This is a genomic window from Flavobacterium sp., from assembly GCF_047602195.1.
GTDB lineage: Bacteria > Bacteroidota > Bacteroidia > Flavobacteriales > Flavobacteriaceae > Flavobacterium.
The window spans coordinates 314,452-340,519 of the sequence record NZ_JASGHW010000003.1 but is presented as its reverse complement, the minus strand read 5'-3'; the positions used below and the strand labels follow the sequence as shown (position 1 = coordinate 340,519).

Sequence of the window (26,068 nt, the reverse complement as noted above, 5' to 3'; positions counted from 1 at the left end):
GCCTTTTTCATTATAGTTGGTTGGGATTAATTGAAATAAACGCCATTCGGGATCAATCCCGTAGCCGGGGCCTGAAGCTGTGTCCCGCTGAGCGAGTAGATGAAAACCTGCCCATCAGAAACGTAGTCTTTAGAATCGGTGACAAAGATTTTTCCATCTTCGACATTCAATCCGTAAGCATTCGTCGCCGTACTCGCAAACAAAGGCGTACTGCTGATCGAACCCGAAGAAAGCGCATCATCGTAAATGTTGCCGCCAATATTGAAATAGACCTTGTTGTTTTCGATATTGAGGTTTTGTGCACCGATCATGTCCGCCGGAAAAGTGATGTCGTTTTCAATGGCGTTGGTGGTCAGGTTGATCCGGATCAAATGGCTCGGTGCCGGGTCAAAAAAGCTGCTTCCGGTCAATACGTACAATTTGCCATTTTCTTCCTCGTAAGAATTCGGGCTTTGCGGCAGATCGATCGTGTCGATGATGTCTCCATTGGCCGGATTGATGACGGTAATGGTGTTGCCGTCGCCGTAACTGCCGTTCAACACATACAGTTTATTGTTCTCTACAAAAATCTTTTCGGCTATCGCGCCCACTTCGATTACATCTTCCACTTCATTGGTTGCCAGGTTGACCACCGTAATGAAATCGTCGGTCAGGTTGGCGAACGTATTGAGGTTGGTCACATACGCTTTGCCATTGTACACCGCCGCATAGCGTGGATTGACGAAATCGCCTTCGCTTTCGATGACATCGATGAGCTTGAATGTGTATCGGTTCACGACTGAAATCTTGTTCGAGGCGCTCGAGATGATGTACGCCCTGTCTTCATTGAAAAAAATCGACTGCAGGTAACCGCCCAATCCTTCACCGTCATTCTCTGCCCCGAAAATATCCTGCTTAACGATCGAATAATCATCCGACACAAAAGAAACGCTTCCCGCAGAAGCATTGCCTTCGTTGAGGATAAAAAATCCATTTTCATAAGCGCCCAAAGGCAGGTTGACTGTTGCATCGTCGCTGTCGTCGTCGCTGCACGACACCAATAAAACCGAGCCCAGAAGCGCGGCCATAAACATTTTGTTGAGTTTCATAGATTAAAATTTAAAAGTTAGTGTTGCATTAAAATGGCGTCCAGGCAACGGTCTGTCATCGACGCTCTCGTATTTTTGGTTCCAAAGGTTGAGCACTTTAAACCCCGCCTGGATTGTATTTTTTTTCCCAAAATCATAAAAAACCATCGCATTCGACACATGGTAATCCCCGACTTTTTTCTTCGGGTTGTTGTCCGATTGCGTGTACACGAAACCGTTGTACAAATGCTGGTACGCAAACGAAAGCTTGCGGAAACCATAACTCAAAACAGCCGTCGCTTTGTGAAACGGCACATAAATCAACTGCTTGTCGGTTTCCCTGTTGCGCGAATCGGTGTAGCCGTAGGTTCCGTTGGCATTGAAATGGTGATTGCCCAACCGGCGGTCGTACTGCAACGCCAATTCGGCCCCATTGATCAAAACCTGGTTCGTATTCTCGGGCGAAAACACACCGCCGCTTCCCGGAATCCAACGGATCATGTCCTGGATATGCACCTGGTAGACCGAGGCCGTCAAGCGGAAATATTTGGTCTTGAACTCATTCCCAATCTCGATCTGGCGTGAACTTTCGGGTTTTAAATCGGGGTTACCGCCTTGTTTCCAATACAAATCATTGAAGGTTGGGATGCGGAAATTCTTTGAAAAATTCATCTTGAGGCTGTAATGTTCCGAAGGCGACAAATTCGTCCCGATCGAAAACAACAACGGGCTGTCGTAATTCGAGGTCGTTTCCTTGCGCACCGACAATTCATACACAAATACCTTTTCAAAACGGTGTTTCCACAGCAAGGCCGCCGAACCGATCTGGCGTTTTTCGGGATGAATGTCCGAACCGTCGGCTTTGTTCTGCGTAAAATCGACGATCAAATTCGTGCGGATGTCGGGATTGATGTCGTAGGCCAAATCATATTTCGCGATGAAGGTTTCGACCTTGCCGAAATAAAAGTCATCCGATTGGATGTTTTCGAAATATTGGTATTTCTCGCTCAGGAAAGCGACTTTGACTTTTGATGTGAATCGGTTGAAAAAGCTGCTGCATTCGAGTAAATTCCGCGTGTTGAAATCGCGGTATTTCGTTTTGGTATCCGACGGATTGATCAGCGAAAAATGACGTTCGCTTTCAAAAACCTGGCTGTACAGTTTAAGGTAATTGTTCGTGTTGATTTTGTAACCGAACGCCACATTCATGCTCGTGTTGTAGAACTGTCCGTTCTCGTTTTTCAAATCCTTTTTTGAGTCGATGTAATCGTAATCGTTCTGCGAACTGTTCCTTGAAATCCCCGCATTGACACTGACTTTTTCATTCGATGCCAAAACGCGGTAATGTGCATGATAGGTTTCAAAACTGCCATAACCCAATTCGAATTCATTGCGGAATGTACTGCCGAAAACCAAATCATTGTTCAGGTGAATGCTGCCTCCGATGGCACTGCTGCCGTAAATCGCGCTGCCGCCACCCGAGCGCACCGAAATATTTTCAAAATCGCGTGTCGAGACCGTATTGAAATCGGTTTGCCCGTTGAGCTGCGAATTGATGTTGATGCCGTTCCAGATGACCGCCGTCTGCTGCGCCGTCGTCCCGCGGAAAGAAGGCGAAGACACCATACCGAGTCCGTTTTCCTTGAAATAAATCGGGGAATTGAAATTGAGCAATGAAGTGAGCGACGGTTCGTTTTTCTCTACGATCGAGTCGCCCAATTTCAGCACCGACTGCGACTGCGAGAATTGCCTGAGCTGGCTGTCGGAAACCGTCACTTCGCGGATGGCAATCGAATCCCGCTGCGCCCAAATACTCTGGCACACCAAAATCAACAAGCAAATAATGTATTTTCCTCTGGTCATTATTCAGAATCTTTTTCCCGAAGATTCGGCATTTCGTTACTGAAAAAGGCAGGTCTCCTGGCTTGCGTCTTGTTGTGTACCTTCCCATTTTAATTTTAGATTTTAGATTTTAGATTTTTTGATTGTCTGAAACAAATCTGAAATCTAAATTCCGAAATCTGAAATCCAAAACAGTGGTTTTGCAGATCACAACAAGCTGGATAGCTTACAGTTGCGGGAACAGCCCAGGCTTTTTATATTTTAGATTTATGATTTTAGATTTTTGGATTGTGTGATGAATCTGAAATCTAAATTCTAAAATCTGAAATCAACTACCTGATTCCCTTTTAATGCGGTCTTGAAAATCAAAATCCGCAACCTTAATTCGCTGCAAATATAGGCTTATGATTCGAAATAAAAATAAATTTTGAATTTTAAAACCGAATCGATATACCTTTGCAAAGCTTCAAAGCCGTGCTTATGAAAACCATTTCCCTCCGACTTATACTGTTTTTTTCACTGATTGCCTTGGTTTCGTGCAGACAAAACGAGGCGGCCGAAAAAAGCGAAATCCAAAAAACCGAGAACAGCATCCGCTATGCCAAAGGGCTTTCTATTTACCATTACGATGGTTATTCGATTGTCAAAATCACGAATCCTTGGCCCAACGCGACGAAGGATTATACCTATGTACTTCAAAAAAAAGACGCACAAATTCCTGACAGTTTAAGGCAACATACAGTGGTAAATGTTCCGTTGAAATCGATTGTGGTGACCTCCACCACGCACATTCCTTCTTTGGAAATGCTTGGCGTTGCCAATACCTTGATCGGTTTTCCACAACTCGACTTGATTTCTTCGGAGAAAGTACGCGAGCGCATCGACGCCGGAAAAATCAGAGAACTTGGCAACAACCAAAGCCTCAACACCGAAGTGGTCATCGACCTGCAACCCGAGCTCATCGTCGGCTTTGGCATCGACAACAACAATCCGACGCTCGACAACCTGCAGAAAAATGGACTCAAGATCATGCTCAACGGCGACTGGAACGAGCAAACCCCTTTGGGCAAAGCTGAATGGATCAAATTCTTCGGCGCACTGTACGACCAGGATGAAAAAGCCGAAACAATTTTTACCAAAATCGAAAAAGACTACCAAAAGACTTTGGAAATTGCACAGAAAACGACGACGAAGCCCACTGCTTTGGCCGGGGCGATTTACGAAAACCAATGGTATTTGCCGCACGGCAACAGTTGGGGCTCGATTTTTATCACGGACGCGGGCGGACAATATTTGTGGGCCGAAAGCCACGGCACCGGAAGTTTGGCATTGCCTTTTGAAACGGTTCTCGAAAAAGCCAAGGATGCCGATTTTTGGATCGGACCGGCACAGTTTACCTCGCTCAAGGAAATGACCGCCGACAATCCGCATTATGCGCAGTTCAAGGCATTCCAGAATAAGAACGTCTATTCTTTCAGCACGAAAAAAGGAGCAAAAGGCGGACTCATTTTTTATGAACTCGCCCCCAACCGACCCGATTTGGTGCTCAAGGACATGGTCAAGATTTTCCATCCCGAAGCGCTTCCCACTTATCAGTTGTATTTCTTCGAACAACTCCAATAATGCAGTCTTCCAAACGAAATAGCCTGTGGTTTACGATCCTTATTATGGGAACGTTTGTGCTGTTTCTTACTGATATTGCACTGGGTTCGGTAACGATTCCGGTCAACGAAATTTTCAAAAGCCTGTTCGGCGGAGCAGCCTCGAAGGAAACCTGGCAATACATCATTATCAATTACCGATTGCCCAAGGCAATCACGGCCATTTTGGTCGGCAGCGGACTTTCGATCAGCGGTTTGCTCATGCAGACTTTGTTTCGGAATCCATTGGCCGGTCCGTATGTGCTCGGACTCAGTTCGGGTTCCAGTCTGGGCGTGGCCATCGTGATCCTCGGTGCGGCTTTTCTTCCCGGATTGGCCGGTACCTTCTTGATTTCGTCCTATGGCATTATGCTGGCTTCGTGCCTCGGCAGTTTTATGGTATTGCTTGCAGTTTTGGTCGTTTCGCAACGGCTGCGCGACACCACGGCAATCTTGATCGTCGGGCTGATGTTTGGCAGTTTCACCACGGCTTTCGTAGGGGTACTGACCTATTTCAGTACGGCCGAACAATTGCAGAAATTTACGTTTTGGTCACTCGGAAATTTGGGCAATCTATCCTGGGTCTCGGTTTTGATTTTGGCGGTTTCGGTTTTGGTCGGATTGCTGTTGAGTTTGTTGAGCATCAAATCGCTCGATGCGTTGCTGTTGGGTGAAAATTATGCCAAAAGCCTCGGGCTCAATTACCAGAAAATGCGGTTCGTGATTATTTTTGCCACGAGTATCCTGGCCGGAAGCATCACCGCTTTCGCCGGACCGATTGCGTTTGTTGGCTTGGCGGTACCGCACATCGCGAAATTGGTTTTCCAGACGAGCAACCATTTGGTGTTGTTCTGGGGAACCATCTTTTTTGGGGCGGTCATCATGTTGTTGTGCGACATGCTGTCGCAGCTTCCGGGAAGCGAACTGACCTTGCCGATCAATGCAATCACTTCAATCATTGGCGCGCCGGTGGTCATCTGGCTGCTTGTGCGCAAACGAAAAATGCTGGCCTGATGGAACAAACGGTTTTACATACGCAGGACTTGCGCATTGGCTACGCCTCGAAAAAGGCCGAAAATGTCATCGCTTTTGATATCAATGTGTCGCTTCGCAAAGGAAAACTCATTGCGCTCGTCGGGGCCAATGGGATTGGAAAATCAACCTTGTTGCGTACGATTACTGGGATCCAGAAACCGCTATCGGGAACCGTTTTACTCAACAATCGATCGATTCACGAACAAACCGCTGCGCAAGTTGCCACCGCCTTGAGCGTGGTGCTGACCGAAAAATTACCCCCGAGCAACCTGACGGTTTTTGAACTCGTCGCCTTGGGCAGGCAACCCTACACGAACTGGATCGGCAAGCTCACCGAAGAAGACCATTCCAAAATCCAACAAGCGATTGGCCTGGCGCAAATTACTTCGTTGGTACACAAGAAGCATTACGAAATCAGCGATGGCCAGTTGCAGAAGGTTTTGATCGCACGCGCCTTGGCACAAGATACGCCATTGATTATCCTTGACGAACCGACGACGCACCTGGATCTGTTGCACAAGGTTTCGCTGTTCCGTTTGCTCAAAAAACTGACGCAGGAAACCCAAAAATGCATCTTGTTTTCTACACACGACATCGACCTGGCCCTACAGCTCAGCGACGAAATCGTCGTGATGACTGCCGATAAAACGGTGCAGGACATTCCTTCCAAACTGATTGCCGATGGGGTTTTCGACCAATTGTTCAAAGACGAACATATCGTTTTTGATGTGGAAAAAGGCAAGTTTGTCTTCAAAAATCTTTAAACTGAGCCGCAGTTGTCTTATCTTTGGTAACACACTAATCGTTTTGCCATGAGATTTTTATCCGCCGTATTGTTGCTTTTTGTTTCTTTAGGTTGGGCGCAACCCCAATTGGAAATGACGCCGCGGGGTTTTGCCCCCATCGAACTCCCTAGCCCGAACAAGCCCAACGAAAAACTCATGGAGGCCGTCGAAGCCTGGGTTCCTTACTACAACAAAAAAGGACATGATATTTATGACCTAACGACGAGCTCGGCATCGATTGACGCGTTTAAGGAGTATGCCTATTTCTATTACAATACGGGCGACCGTTACGATTGCAACATCGTGTACACGCTCAAAGTGGTTTTCAATCCGAATAAAACGTACACGCTGACGTTTTCGGTCAAGGAGATTTATGCCAAGCAAACCCTGACCAAAACCACCGTCGCCGATTTTTTTACGCCCGACGGCAAACTCAAAGACGATTTTGCAGACGTCAAGCCCTCGCTTGAAAAAACGGCCAACCGCATCGTCAAGTCTTTTGCGGAATTCATCGCGAACTGATTACTTGCCTTTGAGCAGATTGATGCTGACCGTTGCGGTATCGGCATCGGGGAATCTTCTGAATACGTGCGGATCGGGAAACAAACCAGCTTCGGATGCGATCTTGTTGAACACATCGATTTCTACAATGTACTGGTCCGAAAAACCATGCGTGGCATCATAAGCCGTAGCCGAGGTCTTGCCGAGATGGGCAGCGGCCAACGAAGGCGCAATCGTATGCAATTCAATCAGCAACAATCCGAAACGGCTCACATAAGGCGACCATTTCTGCAAATGCTCGAGCAGGTTGTCTTCGACTAAATTATTGGGAATGCGTCGGCCGCGGTGCGCGAAGGCGCCAGTCGATTGGCTGATACGGCCCGAAGTGGTTTTTTTGGGCTCGTCCCAAATGCGGTTGTGGTCGAGAAACGTACGCACGTTGAGCAAATCCTTGAGGTCGATTTTGTAGTTTTCCATCAGGTCATGGGCAAGGATATCGGGACGGCCAATATCACCCCAGATGACCTTGGCCCAAATATCGGCTTTGATCAGATTGGCACGCGAGACCTTGAGTGCGGTCTGGTTGTAATCGACGCCCACCAGGAACAACGGGTAATCATCGAGCATTTTCCCGCGCAAGGTTTGGCGGTCAATCACTTCGAAAATATGCTGCAGGAACGCGCCGTTACCGCATCCCATGTCGAGAATTCCTTTGGGCTGCTGCTCGATCGGCAGGTTAAAGAGGTGGATTAAAATCTCGTCGACTACTTTAAAATAAGTGTCGTGTGCGCCGCCGCTTCCCCAAACGTTCATCTCTCGGTCCACGTGAATTTCGTCTTCGCCATCGGCAACCATACGCAAAGCCGCCGGGTTTCCGAAAATGAGTTCCTCGATTTTGGCGAAGGTCGGCAGATAAGAAACCGTCACGCCATAAGCAGAGGCACGTTTGGCATAAAACAACCCGACTTCGGTGAACTGGTAATTGCCGTTTTTCTCGTTGAACCAGCCGAGCCATACCAGGAAGTCGAGGATTTTCTTGAACAATTCGGGTGATTTATGGAATTCCTCTGGCCGGAACGAAATTTCCATGAAGTATTTGTGAAACATGCCGTTCATGCCCAAACGCACCAAGGTCGGTCCGACCAGATAACCTTCGACATGTTTTAAAATCTGTTTCTGAATATCGCTTGTTACTGCATCATCGGACAACACCACGCCGTAATTTTTCTTGTATTTTTCAAAAATGAGGTTGAGTTTCTGGAACGGCGCTTCCTCAAAAAGCCTCGGATGGAATTGGGTCGAAAAATGCAGCAAATCGACCACATCCTGATAGAGGTAAAAATGGGCAAAGGCAATCTTGCTTTTGGCATTGAGGCTGACGCTGATTTCGTCCTTTGCCGTGTCGATGTGGTAGTCGAGAAAACCCTGGGAACTCAAAATCCTGAGTCCAACATTGAGATAGCCTTCATTGGCGTTGAACTGCGATGTCAATTCGGACAACGATACTTTTTCGTTGAGGACAATGTAATCGAGTATGCCCTTTTTTTCCAATGCCATGGCAACAGGTGCCGTCGCGAGTCCGTCAAGATGTTTGAAAATGGTGCTCCTGAGTTGGGTTTTGTCTGTCATGATCGATGGATTTATCCCAAATATAGGAAATTAACCCATTACCGCAGTTGCCTTTTTGCTTCTCCCAACACAAATGCGACCGAATTGGCCAAGTTGTAACTGCGCACCAATGGCGATTTGGGAATGGTCAGGTGGTTTGGAAAACGTTGCAACATTTCTGCACCTAGCCCTACGCTTTCTTTTCCGAAAACCAGCCAGTCGCCGTCTTGAAAATCATTGTCGTAATAGGTTTTTTCGGCATGCGAGCTGAACAAAAAAATACGCGAAACATCGGACACTTGTGCGAGCCATTCCCCTACATTCTGGTATTCGTGCCAGTCGAGGTGCACCCAATAATCGAGACCGGCGCGTTTTACACTCGAATCGGTAATCTTGAACCCAAACGGATGGATCAAATGCAACCGGCTTTCGGTACCAACGCAAAGTCGGCCGATGTTACCGGTATTGTTGGGAATTTCAGGTTCGACAAGAACAATATTCAACATCATATTACTGTTATTTTTAAACATCAAGACTTTCGACTTCAATCACTTCCCCCGATTGCAGACCGTCGAGTTGGATGTTGCCCACGCGGACACGCACGAGCCGCAGCGTAGGAAAACCGACTGCCGAGGTCATTTTGCGCACCTGACGAAATTTGCCTTCGTTGAGCGTAATCGAAACCCAGCTCGTCGGACCGTGGCGTTCATCGCGGATTTTGTAGGTGCGGTTTGGGAAATTGGGATCGGGAATCAATCTCGCCTCGCATTTTCGCGTACGGTATTTTTTGCCGTTGAAACCGATTTCTACACCGCCTTTCAATTGATCGACCGCCTGCTGGGTCATGACACCGTCGACTTGGGCGTAATATTCCTTGGATACTTTTTTGCCGCGGACGATTTCGCTCATCATACCGTCGGTGGTCAGCAACAGCAAGCCTTCGGAATCTTCGTCGAGCCGACCGATGGCCATGGTCCCTTGGGCAAAATCATGCAGTTCACCTAACAGTTTCTTCTTGCGCTTGAGCTCATAAATGAATTGGCTCAAATAACCGTAAGGCTTGTGGATGATGTAATGATGGTGCGCCATATGTTTGAAATCGCGGTAAAGATAAACTTTGCCCCGTCAAAAAGCAATGTTAAAGGGATGGTTTCCTTGGCCAAAAAATCGTAATATTAAAGAAGAAAAAAACAGCCCATGGAAACCAATAGCCCATCCAATCCCAAAAAAGACCGGGTTCAAAAAACCAATGAAGGATTCAGCGGGGACAACCTGCCGAAGGATTACAACCCGGCTGCCACCAAGCTCAAGCAGGAACTGGAAGCCCACCGGCAGCTTGAAAAAAAACCTTCAAAAGAAAACCAAAACCGATGAGAAATAAATACTTATCGGTTTTTTTATTTGAAAAAAATAATATATTTGCCGTCTATTCCCTCGGACTTATGATAGTTTCTGTCGTCCTCACTTTCTAACGTAGGACACTTTCCATACCGACAAAAATTTCAGGGCGCGCATTTGCGGCAGCCTCATTTTCCAATATTTATTTTTTCATCATGACACAATCAGCGCCTTCTAAAGGCAAATTAGCTATTATATTTTCTGTAATCAAGAAATCCCTGCGCGGCGAGGAACTCGACTACACGACCGGAAGCATCCGGATGTCGGTCATCTTGCTGGCCATCCCGATGATGCTCGAGATGATGATGGAATCAGTCTTTGCACTGGTCGATCTTTATTTTGTGGGACACTTGAAAGAAAGCAGTTTTGCAATCCAGACCGTCGGTTTGACCGAATCGGTACTTACAATCATTTACTCATTGGCCATCGGGATTTCTATGGCGGCCACGGCAGTTGTCGCCCGACGCGTCGGCGAAAAAGACCCGAAAGCAGCCGGAAAAGCCGCGATGCAGGCGATTCTCGTCGCTTCGTGCATCAACTTCGTGATTACGATTTTCGGGGTGTATTTCGGAACCGATATCCTGTTGCTCATGGGCGCTTCACCCGAAGCCGCCGCACACGGTACGCCGTTCATCCGGATCATGATGGGCAGCAGCATCATTATTACGCTGTTGTTTTTGATCAATGGGATTTTCCGCGGTGCCGGAAATGCCGCCATTGCGATGAAAAGTTTGTGGATCGCCAACATCAGCAACATCATCTTGTGCCCGATTTTCATCAACGGCTTGGGCCCGGTTCCGGCGTTTGGATTGACCGGGGCGGCCATTGCAACGACCATTGGGCGAAGCATCGGCGTAGCCTATCAGTTGTACCACCTGTTCAACGGAAAAGGATTGCTCAAGATTACCTTGGCCTATCTCAAACCCAATACAGAACTCATCCGGAGCATCGTCAAGATCGCCTCGCCTGCGGTGCTGCAATTCGTGATCGCCTCGTGTAGCTGGATTTTCCTCGCGCAACTCGTAGCCACCACCGGCGGCGACCACGGTTCGGCGGGTTACCAGACCGCGATGCGACTCATGATGTTTTTCCTGTTGCCTGCCTGGGGCATGAGCAACGCGGCAGCGACTTTGGTCGGGCAGAATTTGGGCGCCAAAGAAATCCAGCGCGCCGAGGATTCGGTACTCAAGACGGCCAAATACAATGTCATTTACATGGGCATCGTGATGTTGATTTCCCTGCTCGGTGCCGAAATTTTGGTGGCTTTCTTTACCAATGACGCGCAGGTTCAAGCCTATGCCATCCGGGCGGTAAGAATCATCGCTTTGGGTTATGTGTTTTATGGCATCGGGATGGTGATGATCAATGCGTTCAACGGCGCAGGTGACACTTGGACGCCGACAAAAGTCAACCTCGTTGGGTTTTGGTTTTTCCAGATTCCGCTCGCGTATTTTCTGGCGAAAGCCTTGAAAATGGGACCCGAAGGCGTTTTCATTGCGATTCCCGTAGCCGAAACTGCGATCACGATTGCGAGTTTTATTTTGTTCAAGCGCGGGAAATGGAAGGAAGTTAAGGTTTAACCGCTATGTGTTTGCGTGAAGGATGGAAGTGGAAATCCTTTTATTGCCATCGAATATGAGATTTCTCCTTGCAGTCGAAATGACAAACCCATCGCATCCCAATTATTCCTTTAGCAATAAAAGATTGCAACGGACAGCCTGACCTAGGGCCGAGCGTAAAGAAACAGCCCAGTGGACTGTTTTAGCGAGGAGCCAGCAGGTGCGCAGGCCGGTGTGAAAGGGCACGCCCACCAAAGGCCAACGCCAGAACTGAGCGTAGTCAATAAAAAAGCCACGAATACACGAATTTTCATTTTAATTCGTGCATTCGTGGCTTACTTTTTTAACCTTTATTATTGACGGCTTGAAACGTAATCGGACAATTCATCGGCGTTCGAGCTGAACTTGAAGATACCATTGAGTTTGTAATAACTCTGCGGCTCGATGCAGTAATCGTAGGCGAATTTGGCGAATTCGAGTTTGTTGTCCTCGAAGCTGAACAACTCGGCAATCTGCATGACCTGGTTGGTATTGAGGCAATTGGCCGAAACCACTTGTTTGGCGGTCTTGAGCTTGCTGTCCTCGAACGATTGCTTTTTGATCGTGGCCACCGCGGCATTGAAATCGCCGGGTGCCATCGCGTATCTTCGGTTGCAGCCGCGGTCGTGGCCGTGTCCGTCGTGGTTGCCATGGTGACCGCCGCCTCTTGGGCCGTCATTGTAATTTGCGCCTGTCGAAGTGGTCGTCGTGGTCGTGGTGGTTTGCGTGCCGCCCATCTGGTCGTTGATGTTGACGTTCATGTTGATGCCGCCCATGTTGATCTGTGCATTGGCATTGCCTCCGTTGCCGTTTGTTGTGGTCGTGGTCGTCGTGGTTTGGGTTACAGCCGGTTGCGGCTGGCCGTAATGGATGACATAGACGTTGCTCGGGACAACATAATTTTGCTGGACAGGAATCTGCGAGAAGAAGTTCAGTTTCCTCTTGTTGGTATTGTTCTTGTCGTTCTTGATTTTGTAGGTGACGTCGCAGAATTGGGCGTCGGCGTCCTGGAGCGACAAATAATTTTTGCTGATTTCCTGGAGGTTTTTGTTCTCGAAGATGATCTTGGCGTTGTAGTAGGGCTGATTCAAATCTTCGATGCGCAGGTTGGTTTGCGCGATGTCGTTCATTTTTTCGCCGTTGAGGATCAGGAAAAATTTATCGCCGTTCTCGGAAAAAATCGTCAGGTGGCCGACGTTTCCGTATTGGGCGAAGCTTAAAAATCCGAGCATCAAAAGGCAAAGGGTAAGAGTAATTTTTTTCATAGTTCTGTCTATTGGGTCAATATTTTGTTTTAAGGTCTTGATTTCGCGGCTTCCAAAAACGATGCCACGAAGTTAAGGCAATTGAAATTCAGGGTTAAAAATGAGGCCGATGGTGTTTCCCCACGGATCTTTCACCGAGGCCACAACGATTTCACCTCCGACGTTGGTGGGTTTTTCGTGTTCGGTGGCACCCAACGACAACAATCTGTCGTATTCGGATTCGACTTCGTTGACACCCCAATAGGTCAGCACGGATGCTGATTTTTCTGTGTCAGGATGTTCTTCGGGATGTAATCCGAGTTCATAACCTGCGATGTTAAAGCCGATATAAAATGGCTCGTCGAAATAGGGTTCGGTTTCGAAAGCTTCGGTGTACCAGGCTTTGGCCTTGTCCATATCGGAAACCTTGTAAATGGTCGTACGCAAGCCCAGGATTCTTTTTTGCATGGTATGGATTGTTATTTTTTGCCAAATATATTCAAATTCAGGAATTATATAAAACTATCTTAAAATCGTATAAACCACTAGCTTGATGCAAATTATAATTTAGTCCTACGTTAAAAAACCAGTAACGCAAACCCAAAACAATAACCTAAAAATGACCTGACTATGAAAACCCTGCTCCTTTTTGTTTCGTTGGCTGTATTTGCTTTTTCGGGTTACTATTTTGCGAACAACCTGCGGTATTCAACCGACTTGAATTACATCATCTATATGAGCACCTGGCTGGTATTGATCTTGATTTCGCTCGTCGGGATTGTGTCTTATTTCCCGATGCTGCGCATCCACAAACGCCGAGTGAGATCGCTCATTTACAACAGCTATTCCAGCCGCCGCATCCGCAACAAGGAATTCGACGGCCAATTCCATATTTTCAACTAACTCTTTTATATATATCCGGGTCACACCTGAAAAAATGGCTTTCAAAAGGAAGCCATTTTTTTATGGAACGCAGTGAACAACTTTCCGATTGCGTCGATTTTTCGCGGCGATAATTGTGTACATTTACTTTTTCAAAACCATACAAATGAATACCGAAATCATTACCGTAATTACCTTTATCATTGCACTCGGACTGGGCATTTTTATCGGAAAATTGATTTTTTCCGCGCGGTTCCAATCCGAGAAAATAGGGCTCGAGGAAAAACTGATCGGGCTTACTTCCCAATTCAACGCCTTGAAAGAACAAGGGCAAAACGACAAGGCTTCTTTTGAAAAACAACTGCAATTGTCGCAAACCGAAAAGGAAAACATCCGTACCGAAAAAGACAGCCTCGCGATCCAATTGTCCAAGAAAGAAACCGATTTTGAAAATTTGTGGCAGCGCAACCTCGAACAGAAAAAGGAAGTCGAGCAATTGCAGGAAAAATTCACCAAGGAATTCGAGAATCTCGCCAATAAAATCCTGGAGGAAAAATCGACCAAGTTCACCGAACAGAACAAGGAAAACCTCAAAAACATCCTCTCGCCTTTACAGGATAAAATCCAGTTGTTCGAGAAAAAAGTCGAGGACACACACAAGGAAAGCATCGGTTACCATGCGACTTTGCGCGAACAGATTTTTAACCTGCGCGACATGAACGACCGCATGAGCAAGGAAACGGTCAACCTGACCAAGGCGCTCAAGGGCGACAGCAAAATGCAAGGCAATTGGGGCGAACTCGTGCTCGAACGCGTACTCGAAAAATCGGGCCTCGAGAAAGGACGCGAATACGAAGTGCAGCAAAGTTTTACCAACGAACTCGGCCAGCGCGTGTTTCCCGATGTCGTGGTCAATTTGCCCGACGGCAAGAAAATGGTCGTCGATTCTAAAGTCTCGCTGACGGCTTACGAAAAATACATCAACGAGGAAGACGATTTGCTCAAGTCGGGTTACCTCAAGGAGCACATCGGCTCGATCCGGCGCCACATCGACCAACTCAGCGGTAAAAATTACCACGACTTGATCGAAAGCCCCGAATTTGTGTTGCTTTTCATTCCCATCGAACCTGCTTTTTCGATTGCGGCAAGCCAGGACGCCACGTTTTATGACCATGCGCTGGGCAAAAACATCGTAATCGTGACGCCATCTACCCTTTTGGCGACCTTGCGCACCATCGACAGTATGTGGAAAAACCAAAGGCGCCAGGAAAATGTCGAGGAAATTGCCCGTCAGGCTGGCGCGTTGTACGACAAATTCCATGGCTTATTGGCCGATCTGATTACGATTGGGAAGAAAATCGATGATTCGAAGGCTGGTTACAGCGATGCGATGAACAAATTGTTCGAAGGCAAAGGCAACCTGATCACGAGTGTCGAAAAAATAAGGAAACTGGGCGCCAAGGCCAAAAAGGAAATGCCCGAAAATATCCTCAGGCGTGCCGAAAGCCAAGACGGCGAATCATTGGAATAATACCGAACCTAAATAATCAGACCATGGAATTCAAGACCGTCCAATCGTCCCAAGTCACCATTTCCGAACTCATGCTGCCGTCGCATTCGAACTTTAGCGGCAAGATCCACGGCGGTTACATTTTGTCGTTGCTCGACCAGATCGCGTTTGCGTGCGCGTCCAAATTTTCGGGTTATTATTGCGTGACGGCTTCGGTCGATACGGTCGATTTCCTGAACCCGATCGAAATCGGTGAACTGGTCACGATGAAAGCCAGTATCAATTACGCGGGCAAAAGTTCGATGATCATCGGCATCCGCGTCGAGGCCGAAAACATCCAAACGGGAAAAATCAAGCATTGCAATTCGTCCTATTTCACGATGGTGGCCAAAATGCAAAACGGTGGAAATGCGAGCGTTCCGGGATTGGTTTTGTCCAACGAGGAAGATGTAAGAAGATTCCACAAAGCCATCAAACGAATTGCCCAAAAAAAGGAAAGAAACCTGCATGAGGAAAATTTCGACTACAATGCAGAGGAAACCTTGTCTTTGCTGGGAAACTACAATGTCAAATTGGAAATAAAACAAGGTTAAACTTAACATATTCTTACTAATTTTTCCAATTCCTTAATACTTATTTGCAATATTTATCTTTGTTATTGATTTTTTACTATTTTTGGTTTTCATTTTTAAAATTTTATGAGACAAAAATACCTACTGATAGCCCTGTTGTTTGTTGCTTTGGGATTCAATTCCTGTTCAAAAGATGACGAATATTTGAACATCAGTGAAGACGAATATTCGACCCAGAAAAAGACCGGCCCACAACCCGAAGCCGCTATCAAGCTTGACCTGAGCCAGGTTCCGTTGCCCAAATTGTCCGATTACCGCTTTTTTACCGGTGCGCTCAAAGACCAAAAGCCCAATTATCTGGTGATTCCTTACAAGCCAGCGAGCGACCTTTTCTCGGATTACGCCCACAAGAAACGTTTTGTATGGATGCCCAAAGGTACGCACGCGACTTATGTCAGCGACGACAATATTTTCGTGTTTCCGGTCGGTACGGTTTTCATCAAAACCTTTTATTACGACAACGTTCAGCCGGGCAATGTGACCAAAATCATCGAGACGCGCTTGCTGATCAAGAAATACGAAGCCACCGAAAACGATTCGGGTTGGAAATTGTATGATTACGTCTGGAATGAGGAACAAACCGAGGCTTACCTCGACACCGAAGGCAATGGTATTTTTGTTCCGATTACTTTCACCGAAAACAATGTGACGCGCAGCATCAACTATAAGATTCCGGCTTCGACCGAATGTGCGACCTGCCATAAATTGAACCCGACACAAAGTGAAAATGGGGAAATTGCGATTCCAATCGGACCCAAGCCGCAAAACCTCAACACCATGTTCAATTACGGCACTTACACCAAAAACCAATTGACGCGCTGGAAAGCGGCCGGTTACCTCGACAATTCATTGCCTTCATTGGCTTCGATCAATTCGACCGTAGACTGGAGAGACACGAGCCAGCCTTTGGAAAAACGCGTCCGCTCGTATGTTGACATCAATTGTGCGCACTGCCACAGACTCGGTGGTCACTGCGATTATGTCCCGATGCGTTTCAATTACAGCAACCCGAACCTCGCCCAATTTGGCGTATGCATGGTGCCAACGGCCCAAATCGATGGCGGTCCTTTTGTGATCAATGGCGGAAGGGCGGACCAATCCGAAATGATCATCCGGATGGGATCGACCGAAGAATCGGTCATGATGCCGATCATCGGACGCACGATTGTACACGAGGAAGGCGTACAGCTCATCTCCGACTGGATCAATTCGCTGTCGACCGAATGCAATTAAAGTAAAAAAACAATCCTAAATACGAACTGATGAAAAACTATTACTACTTACTCACATTCCTTGGTCTCAGCGGCGTGGCCTCCGCTCAGGGAATTACCTTCACCTCGCAGAATTTCGGTGGCAATGCCAGTATCTGCTGTGGTGTGGACATGAATGGCGACGGCCTGGACGACATCGTGACGGTCAACGCGCCCAACATTACGATCTACAAACAGAAAGCCGATGGCGGTTTTGAAGCGCAATCGTATACCGTCACCGGATTGACGACCAACCCAGGCTGGAGTATTGCTGCCGGGGATTACGACGCCAATGGTTACAACGACCTGGTCTTGGGAAGCCAAAGCCGTTGTGCGCTGGTCAAGGCCAATGCAGACGGGTCGGTCTATTCTCAATTGGTAAATGGCGGTAATCCAAATCCAAACTGGAACAATTTCAACCGAAACATCTTTACGCAAAGAACCAATTTCATCGACATCAACAACGACGGAAACCTCGATTTGTTTGCCTGCCATGATGTGGATCAAAGCCATGTGTACCGCAACGACGGTGCCGGAAACATGATTTTCGACATCCCGATGTTCCCGACTTTGGACGTGGGCGGAAACTACGCTTCGGTCTGGATCGATTATGACAACGACGGCGACATGGACATGTACGAAGCCAAATGCCGCGGTGGTGCGCCGGAAGGCGATTTGCAGCGCATCAACCTGTTGTACACCAACAACGGCGACGGTACTTTTACCGAAGATGCAGCGGCCAAAGGCATCAATGATGGCGCCCAGTCTTGGTCGACCGCTTGGGCCGATTTCGACAATGATGGCGATTTCGATTGTTTGTTGTCGAATATTTCAGACGAAAACAGATTGTACCTCAACAATGGCGACGGTACGTTCACCGATATTTATGCCACAACCGGAATCGAATCGACGGTAGGTTCTTGGGAATTGCAGGCCGCCGACTTCAACAACGACGGCTGGGTCGATTTCCTTTGGCAAAACAACAAACAGCTTTGGATGAACAACGGCAACATGACGTTCACCGGCTACAACCTCGGATTCAGTGAGGGCGCAATCGGCGACTACAACAACGATGGCTTCCTCGATGTACAAAGCGGCTCCAAAGTATGGTACAACAGCGGCAACCCGAACAAATGGCTGACCGTCAAACTGCAGGGAACCGTGAGCAACCGAAACGGAATCGGCGCACGTCTGGAATTGTACGGCCCTTGGGGTAAGCAAATCCGCGAAATCAGAAGCGGCGAAGGTTTCAGCCACATGAGCACACTCAATGCACACTTCGGTATCGGCACGGCCAGCTCCATCGAGAAACTCGTTATCAAATGGCCATCAGGAACAGTTGACGTGATCATGAACCCATCGAGCAACCAAAGCCTGACCGTGATCGAAGGTTCGGCACCGTTGAAAGTGGAAGAAATGTCCAACACCGATTTCAGCATTTTCCCGAACCCGGCCGCGGAGGTCATCAACCTGCGTTTCAGCCAATCGGTTGACATCACCTCGGCGCAAATCATCGATTTGAGCGGAAGAGTGGTTTTCAACACTCCTGTGGTGAACCAAACCGTAGATGTGAAATCGCTCGCCATCGGCCCTTATGTATTGAAATTGCAAAGTGCAGACGGCAAACAATTCACCCAAAAATTCATCAAGAAATAATTGCTGATCAACAAAAATATAGCCTCGTTTTCTGTATCGAAAACGGGGCTTTTTTTTTGCGAAGCCCTGTCGTTATTGGCTCTTTTCAAACCTCTTTCAAAAACCCCATAACTTTCTAAAATTTAACAGGATAGACTTCAAATTCCTAACTATTTTTTAATATTTTTGGTACAGCAAGCCGGATTTATGAAAAAAAATTACGCATTCCTTTTAGTGCCGTTTGTATGCCTCGTTTTGGCCATCTTTTCATGCTCCGAATCCGACGATGATAAAACATATACTCCTTTGCCCGTAGCGCCTGAGCAATCCATTTCGGTAGATTTGACGCGCGTCCCTTATCCCAAATTATCCGACTATCATTTCTTTGAAGGCATCATGAAAAATTTGCAACCGGCCGAAGGTTTGCTTCCGTTTGAACCCGCCAGTACGCTGTTTTCCGATTACGCCAAGAAGAAACGTTTCGTATGGATGCCCAAAGGGACCAAAGCCACTTACAATTCAGACGGGACGATTCTAGAAATGCCCATAGGCGGCGTCCTGGTCAAGACTTTCTATTATGAAAACGTGCAGAACGTTAGCCCCGTAGGCGCCACACGGATTGTAGAAACACGTTTGATGATCCGCAAAGCCGACCGTTGGATCTTTGCCAATTACATCTGGAATGCCGAACAGACCGAAGCCTATTACAACATGGCCGGTGGCATTACGCCCATCAGTTGGAAGGATGAAAACAATGTGGTCAAGTCGGCCAATTACAAGATTCCCGAAATATCCCAATGCCAAGCCTGTCACCGCGCGCTGCAAAATGTCAACGGCCACCAGGTCGATGTGTACATCCCGATTGGGATCAAACCGCAAAACCTCAATTTCAATTACCATTACGGAACCGCCACTAAAAACCAACTCGAGAAATGGATCGAAATGGGGTATCTCGAAAGTGGTTTCAGCCTGCCTTCGGCGGCGCACACCGTCATTAATTACAGCGATGCGGGACAACCGCTCGAGCTTCGGGCCCGTTCCTATTTCGACGCCAACTGTGCACATTGCCATGAGGCGAATCGGTATTGTTCGTACCGTCCGATGCGCATGGCTTTCAGCAATTCGAGTCTGCTCAGCAACATGGGCGTTTGTGTCGATACCCAAGACCTACAGGACTATCCGTTGCTGAACAAGATTGTCACCCCTGGAAAGATTGACCGCTCGATGCTTTTTTTCAGGATGAATACCGTATTAGAAGGTTACAGGATGCCGCTTCATGGACGATCGATTGTCCACGAGGAAGGCGTTGCCCTAATTAGAGAATGGATCAACAGTTTACACGATTGCGAATAACATTTAACCAACACCACCAAAATGAAAAAAATGAAATTAATTATGCTATTATTGCTGGGCTTGGGCATCCAACTGTCCTATGCACAGAACACCTGCGCCACGGCTTTGCCCATCGGCGCTGGGATTACAACCGTTCCGGGAATCGACGGGACCAATATTCCGACGGCCTGTTCGAATTCGGGCGATGCTTTGGCCGAATGGTACGTTTATGTACCGACACAGAATTACAGCGTCACCGTTACCTCAGACCTCATCCAAAACATCTGCAAGGACACACATTTCATGGTGTACACCGGGACTTGCGCGGGACTTACCTGTTATGCGAATGACGATGACGGCGGCGTCATCCAGTGCAATGTCGGCAATCCAAATTCGTATTTGTCGATCGACACTTTCGATGTGACCGCCGGAACCACCTATTACATCGTTTGGGACAACCGTTGGGGCCAAACGGCCGGATTCGATTTCCAATTGATCGAATCGCCAATTGTACCGAGCCCATGTGCAACCGCTACACCGGTTACCGCAGGGGTTACTACGGTAACCGCAGTCGATGGCGTCAACCTCAACACCACTTGCTCGTCGATCACGCTACAGGCAGAATGGTATGCTTATACGCCGACGCAGAATTTCCGCGTGACGGTCAGCTCCGATTTGCCACAAAACATCTGTAAGGACACCAATTTTAGCGTATACACCGGTTCGTGCAGCGGAACGCTCAACTGTTTGACCAGCGACGACAACTCGGGGATTATCGAGTGCAATGTCGGCAATACCAATTCCTTCCTTTCCAAGAAAACATTCGATGTGAATGCAGGAACGACCTATTACATCGTCTGGGACAGCAAATGGAGCGCGGCCGGTTTTGATTTCCAAATTACCGAAGTGCCGATCGTGATCCCGATCACCTACAACATCCAAAGCATCCCGACCGTAAACTCCGCTTACAATATGTGTGTCGTTGACATGAACGGTGACGGATTGGATGATCTGGCCGGAGTAAGCGGCAACAATTTGCGTGTGCATTACCAAGGTGCCGGTGGTACATTCACCTATACCGATTTTCCGATTGCCGGTACAAGCAACATGCCGGGCTGGAGTATGGCTGCCGGGGATTACAATGCCGATGGCTATACCGATTTGCTGCTCGGAAGTACCAACGGACTGAGCTTCTGGGAATCGAATGCCACAGGAACCGCTTACACCAGCATTACGCCAGGACAATTCATTTTCTGTCAAAGGACCAATTTCTCCGACCTCAACAACGACGGACACCTCGATGCGTTTTCTTGCCATGACGTGGCCCCGAATTGCTATTACCTCAATGACGGAAATGGCCATTTGTCCTCATTCTACCAAGTCGGTGTGACTGCCGGCTCGATGTCCCTGGGTTCTGTGGGTGGAAATTATGCGACCATCTTTTGTGATTACGACAATGATGGCGACTCGGACATGTTCGTTTCGAAATGTTCTGGACTTCCATGCGAATTGCACCGCAACGACGGCAATGGGGTTTTCACCGACATCTCTGCGGTAGCGGGCATCAACATCGTTCCTGATTCGTGGTCTTCGGCAGTGGGCGATTTCGACAATGATGGTGATATGGACATCATCGTCGGGGCCAATGGTAGCTACCCAACGGTAGTTTACCGAAACAACCTCGACCTGAGCAACAGTACAGAGGAACCATTTACCGATATTACCGTGGGTTCTGGATTCGACCTCAATTCCAATTCTGCAAGGGATTGGATCACCTACGATTTCGACAACGACGGCAACCTTGATGTATTGAGCAGCGGAAACCGGATCATGTTCGGCAAAGGCGACAATACATTTGAGCTCGTCAATTACCCGAGTATGGGCGTAGGCGCCGTGGGCGATCTCAACAACGACGGTTTCCTCGACATCCAGATGCCGAGCAGCGGCGCGATTCGCTACGCGGTTCCCAATGCCAACAAATGGATCAAGATTGTTCCAAAAGGCACGACCAGCAATTCGCAGGGAATTGGTGCCCGCGTTGAAATCTATGGCTCATTCGGCAAACGAATCAGGGACATCAGAAGCGGCGAAGGTTTTGGTTACATGAGTACGCTCAATGCACATTTTGGTATCGGTACCGGAACCATCGAGAAAATCATCATCAAATGGCCTTCAGGCGAGACCGATGTCATCATGAACCCACCGGTCAACCAAACCATCGAAGTGATCGAAGGATCTTCCCCTTTGAAAACCGACGAAATGGTCAGCCAAGCCTTCAGCATCTATCCTAACCCGGCATCGGATGCACTTTACTTTACATTCAATAGCAGTATCCAGGCCAAATCGGCCCAGGTCTTTGATTTGAATGGCCGTGAAGTATTGAACACAACGATTGCAAACGATACGATTTCGGTCAAGAAATTGGCTTCCGGAACTTATATCGTTTTGGTCAAAGATTTGAGCGGAAGACAATACACCCAGAAATTCATCAAAAAATAATTCATTTTTTTTCAGCTTAAAGAAGCCCCGTTTTTCAAGTGAAAGCGGGGCTTTTCTTTTACAATCTGGGTAGATTTTCGTCCTATTTTGTTAATTCATTTTACTGAAAATCAAACCAATGTGATTTTTTTATTATATTTGAGAAACCGCACCCCATCCCTACTCCTGCTTTGGTTTTCCATCATTGAGCCTATTCACTAATATCCAATAAAACCAAAACAATTATGAAAAAAATCTTACTCTTTTGTCTGTTCGCAGCGGGTACCTTTAGCGCCCATGCGCAGTACGATTGCTCGACGGCCTATCAGGTCACGCCTGGCTCTTATTTTGTCGATTCGGTCAACGGAACGCAAATCCCCAATCCGGTTTGCATTCCAGGAGCCACTGCCGCCACCGCCGGGATGTGGTATGTATACACGCCCACAGAAAACCACACCGTGACCGTCAGCACCGACCTGCCCATCAACAACGGACGCAACACCCGTTTCCAGGTGTACCGCGGCAACTGCGACAACCTGATTTGCCACGGAGGCGATGACGACAGCGGCACCGGCAACACTTCGATCGATAGTTTTGCAGCCCAAGTAGGTTGGAGTTATTATATTGCTTTCGACAACAAATGGAGTTCCCAAGGTTTTACTTTCGAATTGACCGAAGGCCCTTATGTGGTGGTGCCTGTCGAAGCCGGAATTGCCTTTAGTTCGCAAACGATTGTCTTGACCGGTGAAAAGGCCGTCGTAGACATGAACGGTGACTTTCTTGACGATATCGTTGGTGTAAACCAGACCAGCGTCAATATGGCCTACCAAAGCGCTACCGGCAGCGGATTTACGATGGCCACACTTACAACCCCCAGTGCAGCCTATATGCCCGGCTGGAGTATGGCCGCAGGTGACATCGACAACAACGGTTTCAACGATTTACTTTATGGCTCTGGAAGCGGCGTCAGTTTCATGAAGCAAAACAACACCCAAACCGCTTTCACCCAGATGTACACGACCAACAATGTATTTTCGCAGCGTTCCAATTTTGTAGACCTCGACAATGATGGGCACCTCGATGCTTTCGTCTGCCATGACGTCGCGCCAAATGTGTATTACACCAATGATGGCTTTGGCAACTATACCTTCCACCAGGGTGGTATGGGCGATTTCCCGAGTGGCGGAAACTACGGCTCCATCTTCGTCGATTATGACAACGATGGCGACCAGGACATGTTCATCGCCAAATGCCGCGGCGGAAACTCCGGGGCGAATATTGACGAGTTGCACCAAAACAATGGCGACGGTACATTTACCAATGTGAGTTTGTTTGCCGGTATGGCCGAACCCTCGCAATCGTGGTCTTCCGCTTGGGGCGATTTCGACAACGATGGCGACATGGATGCCTTGATCGGCGCGAGTTCATTTGCCACAGGCGGCCACAAGCTCATGCGCAACAATGGCGATGGGACTTTTACCGACATCACGGCCGGATCCGGATTTGAAATTTTCTCGGGAACCGACCACGAACACGTCGCACACGACTTCAACAACGACGGATGGATCGATATTTTCGCAGGCGCCAAAACCATCATGATCAACAACGGCAGCATGAATTTTTCACCATTGGTCATCCCGGCCGGCCACGGACCGATTGGCGACCTCAACAACGATGGTTTCCTCGACATCCTGAACAACAATTTCCCGAATACTACCGCTACGCTTTACCTGCATACCGGAAACGACAACAATTGGATCAAAGTACAACTGCAAGGCGTTTTGAGCAACCGAAGCGCGATTGGGGCAAGGGTTGAAATCTACGGCATCTGGGGCAAGCAAATCCGTGATGTGCGCAGTGGTGATGGGTTTGAATACATGAGCTCGCTCAATACGCATTTCGGTATCGGACCGGCCAATGCGATTGAAAAGGTGATCATCCGGTGGCCATCGGGAACAGTGGATACCGTTTTCAACCCGAACATCAACGAACCGCTAACGGTGATTGAAGGCTCAACACTGGGCACGACCAATTTTGCCAGTTCGTCGTTCAGCGTGTATCCGAACCCTACCGACGATCTGCTCAACATCAAAATGGCGCATACCTCCGAGATCAAGACGGTAGAAGTATACGACCTGACCGGAAGGAAAGTCCTCGATGCCGGAACCGCAGACCAGTTCTCTGTCAAGGCGCTTTCGTCGGGCACTTATATCTTGCTCATGAAAGACAATCAGGGCCGCCAACATTCGCAAAAATTCATCAAGAAATAATCACTACTTTATACCAACGAAAAATCCCGCTCAAAAGGCGGGATTTTTTATGCTTTGAATTGTTTTGGATTAAAAAACGCGCAACAAATTGAATCCGAAATAAATATCGCCCTTATCCCATTGCCCGGTGGTATTACCGAGAAAGCCTGCTTCATGGATGCCTTGGGAATTGGTGAAATGCATCTGGAATACGTGTCCGCCAGTCTCGATGTCAACCCCCACAGACAACGGATTGTGGAATGGGGAATTGCTGGAACGGTTCGTGTGCACGGCATAATCGGCGTTGATGGAAACCCGTTTGGAGATTTTGACCCTTCCGCCTCCACCGATGGCGAGTTGCGAATTGTCCTGCTCGTCATCGATTACGAAATTCTCGTGGAAAAAGGTCGGCGCCAATTCGAGCGACAACCAATTGTTGAACTTGCGCGAAACCAAAATCTGTGTCACGTAGGTCATCCGGTTCTCGAAATTCATGTTCGGATAATTGCTTTCCTTGAGTTGATTGTTGAAGGCCAAACTGTTGAACGACACAATCGAAACCGGAAGCCCATTGGTGGTCTGGTCTGCGATTTTAACCTTTCCCGAAACATCATAAGCCTGTTCGGAACGGCCGACAGCCACGGTCAGCCAATCGGTCAAACCGTACAGGAATTTGATCTGCGTCACGGCGTTGTCCAATCCGAAGAAACCTTCGAAACCGTCTTCGACCGAACCGAAACGGTGCGCCACGATAAAGTAGAAGTCCTTCTTGGCGGCGAGTTTGGTCGATTCGAGGTTGACGATTTTGATTGCCTTAAACGCCGAGTCGACTTTCTCGTTCTTCGGAACCGAATCTATTCCGGCCAACAAATCGTCCTGGGCCAAAGCAATAATGGGAAACAGTAAAAAAGCAAGTAGTAATTTTTTTTTCATAGAGCTAATTTTATTTGAGTATGGATACCTGATCCATTTTTAATTCGTCGACCAAATCATCGTAACCCAGGAAACGGCCCTTGATTTTGATGCTCTGTCCTGCTGCGATGGGTTCTTTGACTTTTTTCTTCTTAAGCACCGCGGAGAGTTTTTCATCGATGGTCAGCGTTCCCGTTGCGGCATCGAACGCAGTGACTTTTCCGTCTACCTCGATCGTTTGGTTGCCATAGGTCCGGTTGGCCAAACTGTCGTTGGATACAAATTCGATTTGAAGTTCCTTCACGGTCATGGTAAATTCCGGATCTTCAGAACCAATGTCACGATGCCCCTGATACAGGTAATTGTACGTGAGGAATCCCCCTGCCAAAATAACCAGCAGGATAATAAAGCGGATGTTTTTTTTGACTGCTTGTTTCATAGTTGTTAGATTATTTGGAACATATTAGTAT

At 47.8% G+C, this 26,068-nt stretch carries 23 protein-coding genes and 1 riboswitch; of the genes, 14 read left to right on the top strand and 9 right to left on the bottom strand.

All coding sequences use genetic code 11. The annotated features are described in order from the left end of the window. Positions 1 to 26 precede the first annotated feature (26 nt). Both QM717_RS04890 and QM717_RS04885 read right to left on the bottom strand, forming a co-directional pair. Positions 27 to 1,088, bottom strand: a complete 1,062-nt coding sequence (locus QM717_RS04890) for a YncE family protein (RefSeq protein ID WP_415035418.1) — start codon at positions 1,086 to 1,088, stop codon at positions 27 to 29. Positions 1,089 to 1,091: 3 nt separating this feature from the next. Beyond that, entirely contained in the window at positions 1,092 to 2,930 is a 1,839-nt protein-coding gene (locus tag QM717_RS04885) for a TonB-dependent receptor plug domain-containing protein (protein WP_415035416.1), read from the bottom strand. A 29-nt stretch (positions 2,931 to 2,959) separates the two neighbouring features. Further along, a riboswitch (cobalamin riboswitch) is annotated at positions 2,960 to 3,307 on the bottom strand. Between the two features lie 82 nt (positions 3,308 to 3,389). Between QM717_RS04885 and QM717_RS04880 the strand changes: the two genes are divergently transcribed. From QM717_RS04880 to QM717_RS04865, 4 genes are read left to right on the top strand one after another with little or no spacing between them, the layout of a single operon-like run. Further along, positions 3,390 to 4,532, top strand: a complete 1,143-nt coding sequence (locus QM717_RS04880) for an ABC transporter substrate-binding protein (protein WP_415035414.1) — start codon at positions 3,390 to 3,392, stop codon at positions 4,530 to 4,532. Next, entirely contained in the window at positions 4,532 to 5,563 is a 1,032-nt protein-coding gene (locus QM717_RS04875) for an iron chelate uptake ABC transporter family permease subunit (protein ID WP_415035412.1), read from the top strand. Before QM717_RS04880 ends, QM717_RS04875 begins: the two co-directional genes overlap by 1 nt. After that, positions 5,563 to 6,348, top strand: coding sequence for an ABC transporter ATP-binding protein (locus tag QM717_RS04870; RefSeq protein WP_415035410.1), 786 nt, complete (start codon positions 5,563 to 5,565; stop codon positions 6,346 to 6,348). Before QM717_RS04875 ends, QM717_RS04870 begins: the two co-directional genes overlap by 1 nt. Positions 6,349 to 6,396: 48 nt before the next feature. Continuing rightward, a complete protein-coding gene (locus QM717_RS04865; RefSeq protein WP_415035408.1) occupies positions 6,397 to 6,891 on the top strand; it encodes a hypothetical protein in 495 nt (164 codons plus the stop codon). On the opposite strand, the gene QM717_RS04860 is transcribed toward QM717_RS04865, so the two are convergent. From QM717_RS04860 to QM717_RS04850, 3 genes are read right to left on the bottom strand one after another with little or no spacing between them, the layout of a single operon-like run. Continuing rightward, complete coding sequence (locus tag QM717_RS04860) at positions 6,892 to 8,499, bottom strand: class I SAM-dependent methyltransferase (protein WP_415035406.1); 1,608 nt, start codon at positions 8,497 to 8,499, stop codon at positions 6,892 to 6,894. Between the two features lie 38 nt (positions 8,500 to 8,537). Further along, positions 8,538 to 8,984, bottom strand: coding sequence for a tRNA (cytidine(34)-2'-O)-methyltransferase (locus QM717_RS04855; RefSeq protein WP_415036009.1), 447 nt, complete (start codon positions 8,982 to 8,984; stop codon positions 8,538 to 8,540). A 16-nt stretch (positions 8,985 to 9,000) separates the two neighbouring features. After that, entirely contained in the window at positions 9,001 to 9,567 is a 567-nt protein-coding gene (locus tag QM717_RS04850) for a pseudouridine synthase (protein WP_415035404.1), read from the bottom strand. Between the two features lie 108 nt (positions 9,568 to 9,675). Between QM717_RS04850 and QM717_RS04845 the strand changes: the two genes are divergently transcribed. Further along, complete coding sequence (locus QM717_RS04845) at positions 9,676 to 9,852, top strand: hypothetical protein (protein WP_415035402.1); 177 nt, start codon at positions 9,676 to 9,678, stop codon at positions 9,850 to 9,852. A 179-nt stretch (positions 9,853 to 10,031) separates the two neighbouring features. Further along, the gene (locus QM717_RS04840; protein ID WP_415035400.1) at positions 10,032 to 11,456 is read left to right on the top strand and encodes an MATE family efflux transporter; all 1,425 of its coding nucleotides are present in this window, start codon (positions 10,032 to 10,034) and stop codon (positions 11,454 to 11,456) included. Between the two features lie 332 nt (positions 11,457 to 11,788). On the opposite strand, the gene QM717_RS04835 is transcribed toward QM717_RS04840, so the two are convergent. Beyond that, positions 11,789 to 12,739 (bottom strand): DUF4476 domain-containing protein, encoded by a 951-nt coding sequence (locus QM717_RS04835; RefSeq protein WP_415035398.1) that lies wholly within the window; start codon positions 12,737 to 12,739, stop codon positions 11,789 to 11,791. Between the two features lie 72 nt (positions 12,740 to 12,811). Next, a complete protein-coding gene (locus tag QM717_RS04830; RefSeq protein ID WP_415035396.1) occupies positions 12,812 to 13,186 on the bottom strand; it encodes a VOC family protein in 375 nt (124 codons plus the stop codon). A 162-nt stretch (positions 13,187 to 13,348) separates the two neighbouring features. Here QM717_RS04830 and QM717_RS04825 point away from each other — a divergent pair, with 162 nt between their 5' ends. From QM717_RS04825 to QM717_RS04790, 8 genes are all read left to right on the top strand, one after another. After that, the gene (locus QM717_RS04825) at positions 13,349 to 13,621 is read left to right on the top strand and encodes a hypothetical protein (RefSeq protein ID WP_415035394.1); all 273 of its coding nucleotides are present in this window, start codon (positions 13,349 to 13,351) and stop codon (positions 13,619 to 13,621) included. Positions 13,622 to 13,766: 145 nt separating this feature from the next. Next, on the top strand, positions 13,767 to 15,131 hold the full coding sequence (gene rmuC, locus QM717_RS04820) for a DNA recombination protein RmuC (protein WP_415035392.1): 1,365 nt from the start codon (positions 13,767 to 13,769) through the stop codon (positions 15,129 to 15,131). Positions 15,132 to 15,154: 23 nt separating this feature from the next. Beyond that, complete coding sequence (locus tag QM717_RS04815; protein WP_415035390.1) at positions 15,155 to 15,703, top strand: acyl-CoA thioesterase; 549 nt, start codon at positions 15,155 to 15,157, stop codon at positions 15,701 to 15,703. Between the two features lie 105 nt (positions 15,704 to 15,808). Beyond that, the gene (locus tag QM717_RS04810; protein WP_415035388.1) at positions 15,809 to 16,975 is read left to right on the top strand and encodes a hypothetical protein; all 1,167 of its coding nucleotides are present in this window, start codon (positions 15,809 to 15,811) and stop codon (positions 16,973 to 16,975) included. Positions 16,976 to 17,004: 29 nt separating this feature from the next. After that, complete coding sequence (locus QM717_RS04805; protein ID WP_415035386.1) at positions 17,005 to 18,648, top strand: FG-GAP-like repeat-containing protein; 1,644 nt, start codon at positions 17,005 to 17,007, stop codon at positions 18,646 to 18,648. Positions 18,649 to 18,834: 186 nt separating this feature from the next. After that, complete coding sequence (locus tag QM717_RS04800; RefSeq protein WP_415035384.1) at positions 18,835 to 19,980, top strand: hypothetical protein; 1,146 nt, start codon at positions 18,835 to 18,837, stop codon at positions 19,978 to 19,980. 30 nt (positions 19,981 to 20,010) lie between these two features. Then, entirely contained in the window at positions 20,011 to 22,458 is a 2,448-nt protein-coding gene (locus QM717_RS04795; RefSeq protein WP_415035382.1) for an FG-GAP-like repeat-containing protein, read from the top strand. 224 nt (positions 22,459 to 22,682) lie between these two features. Beyond that, entirely contained in the window at positions 22,683 to 24,707 is a 2,025-nt protein-coding gene (locus QM717_RS04790; RefSeq protein ID WP_415035380.1) for an FG-GAP-like repeat-containing protein, read from the top strand. 69 nt (positions 24,708 to 24,776) lie between these two features. On the opposite strand, the gene QM717_RS04785 is transcribed toward QM717_RS04790, so the two are convergent. Continuing rightward, positions 24,777 to 25,619, bottom strand: coding sequence for a DUF5777 family beta-barrel protein (locus tag QM717_RS04785; protein ID WP_415035378.1), 843 nt, complete (start codon positions 25,617 to 25,619; stop codon positions 24,777 to 24,779). 10 nt (positions 25,620 to 25,629) lie between these two features. After that, the gene (locus QM717_RS04780) at positions 25,630 to 26,037 is read right to left on the bottom strand and encodes an OB-fold protein (protein WP_415035376.1); all 408 of its coding nucleotides are present in this window, start codon (positions 26,035 to 26,037) and stop codon (positions 25,630 to 25,632) included. Positions 26,038 to 26,068: the final 31 nt, after the last annotated feature.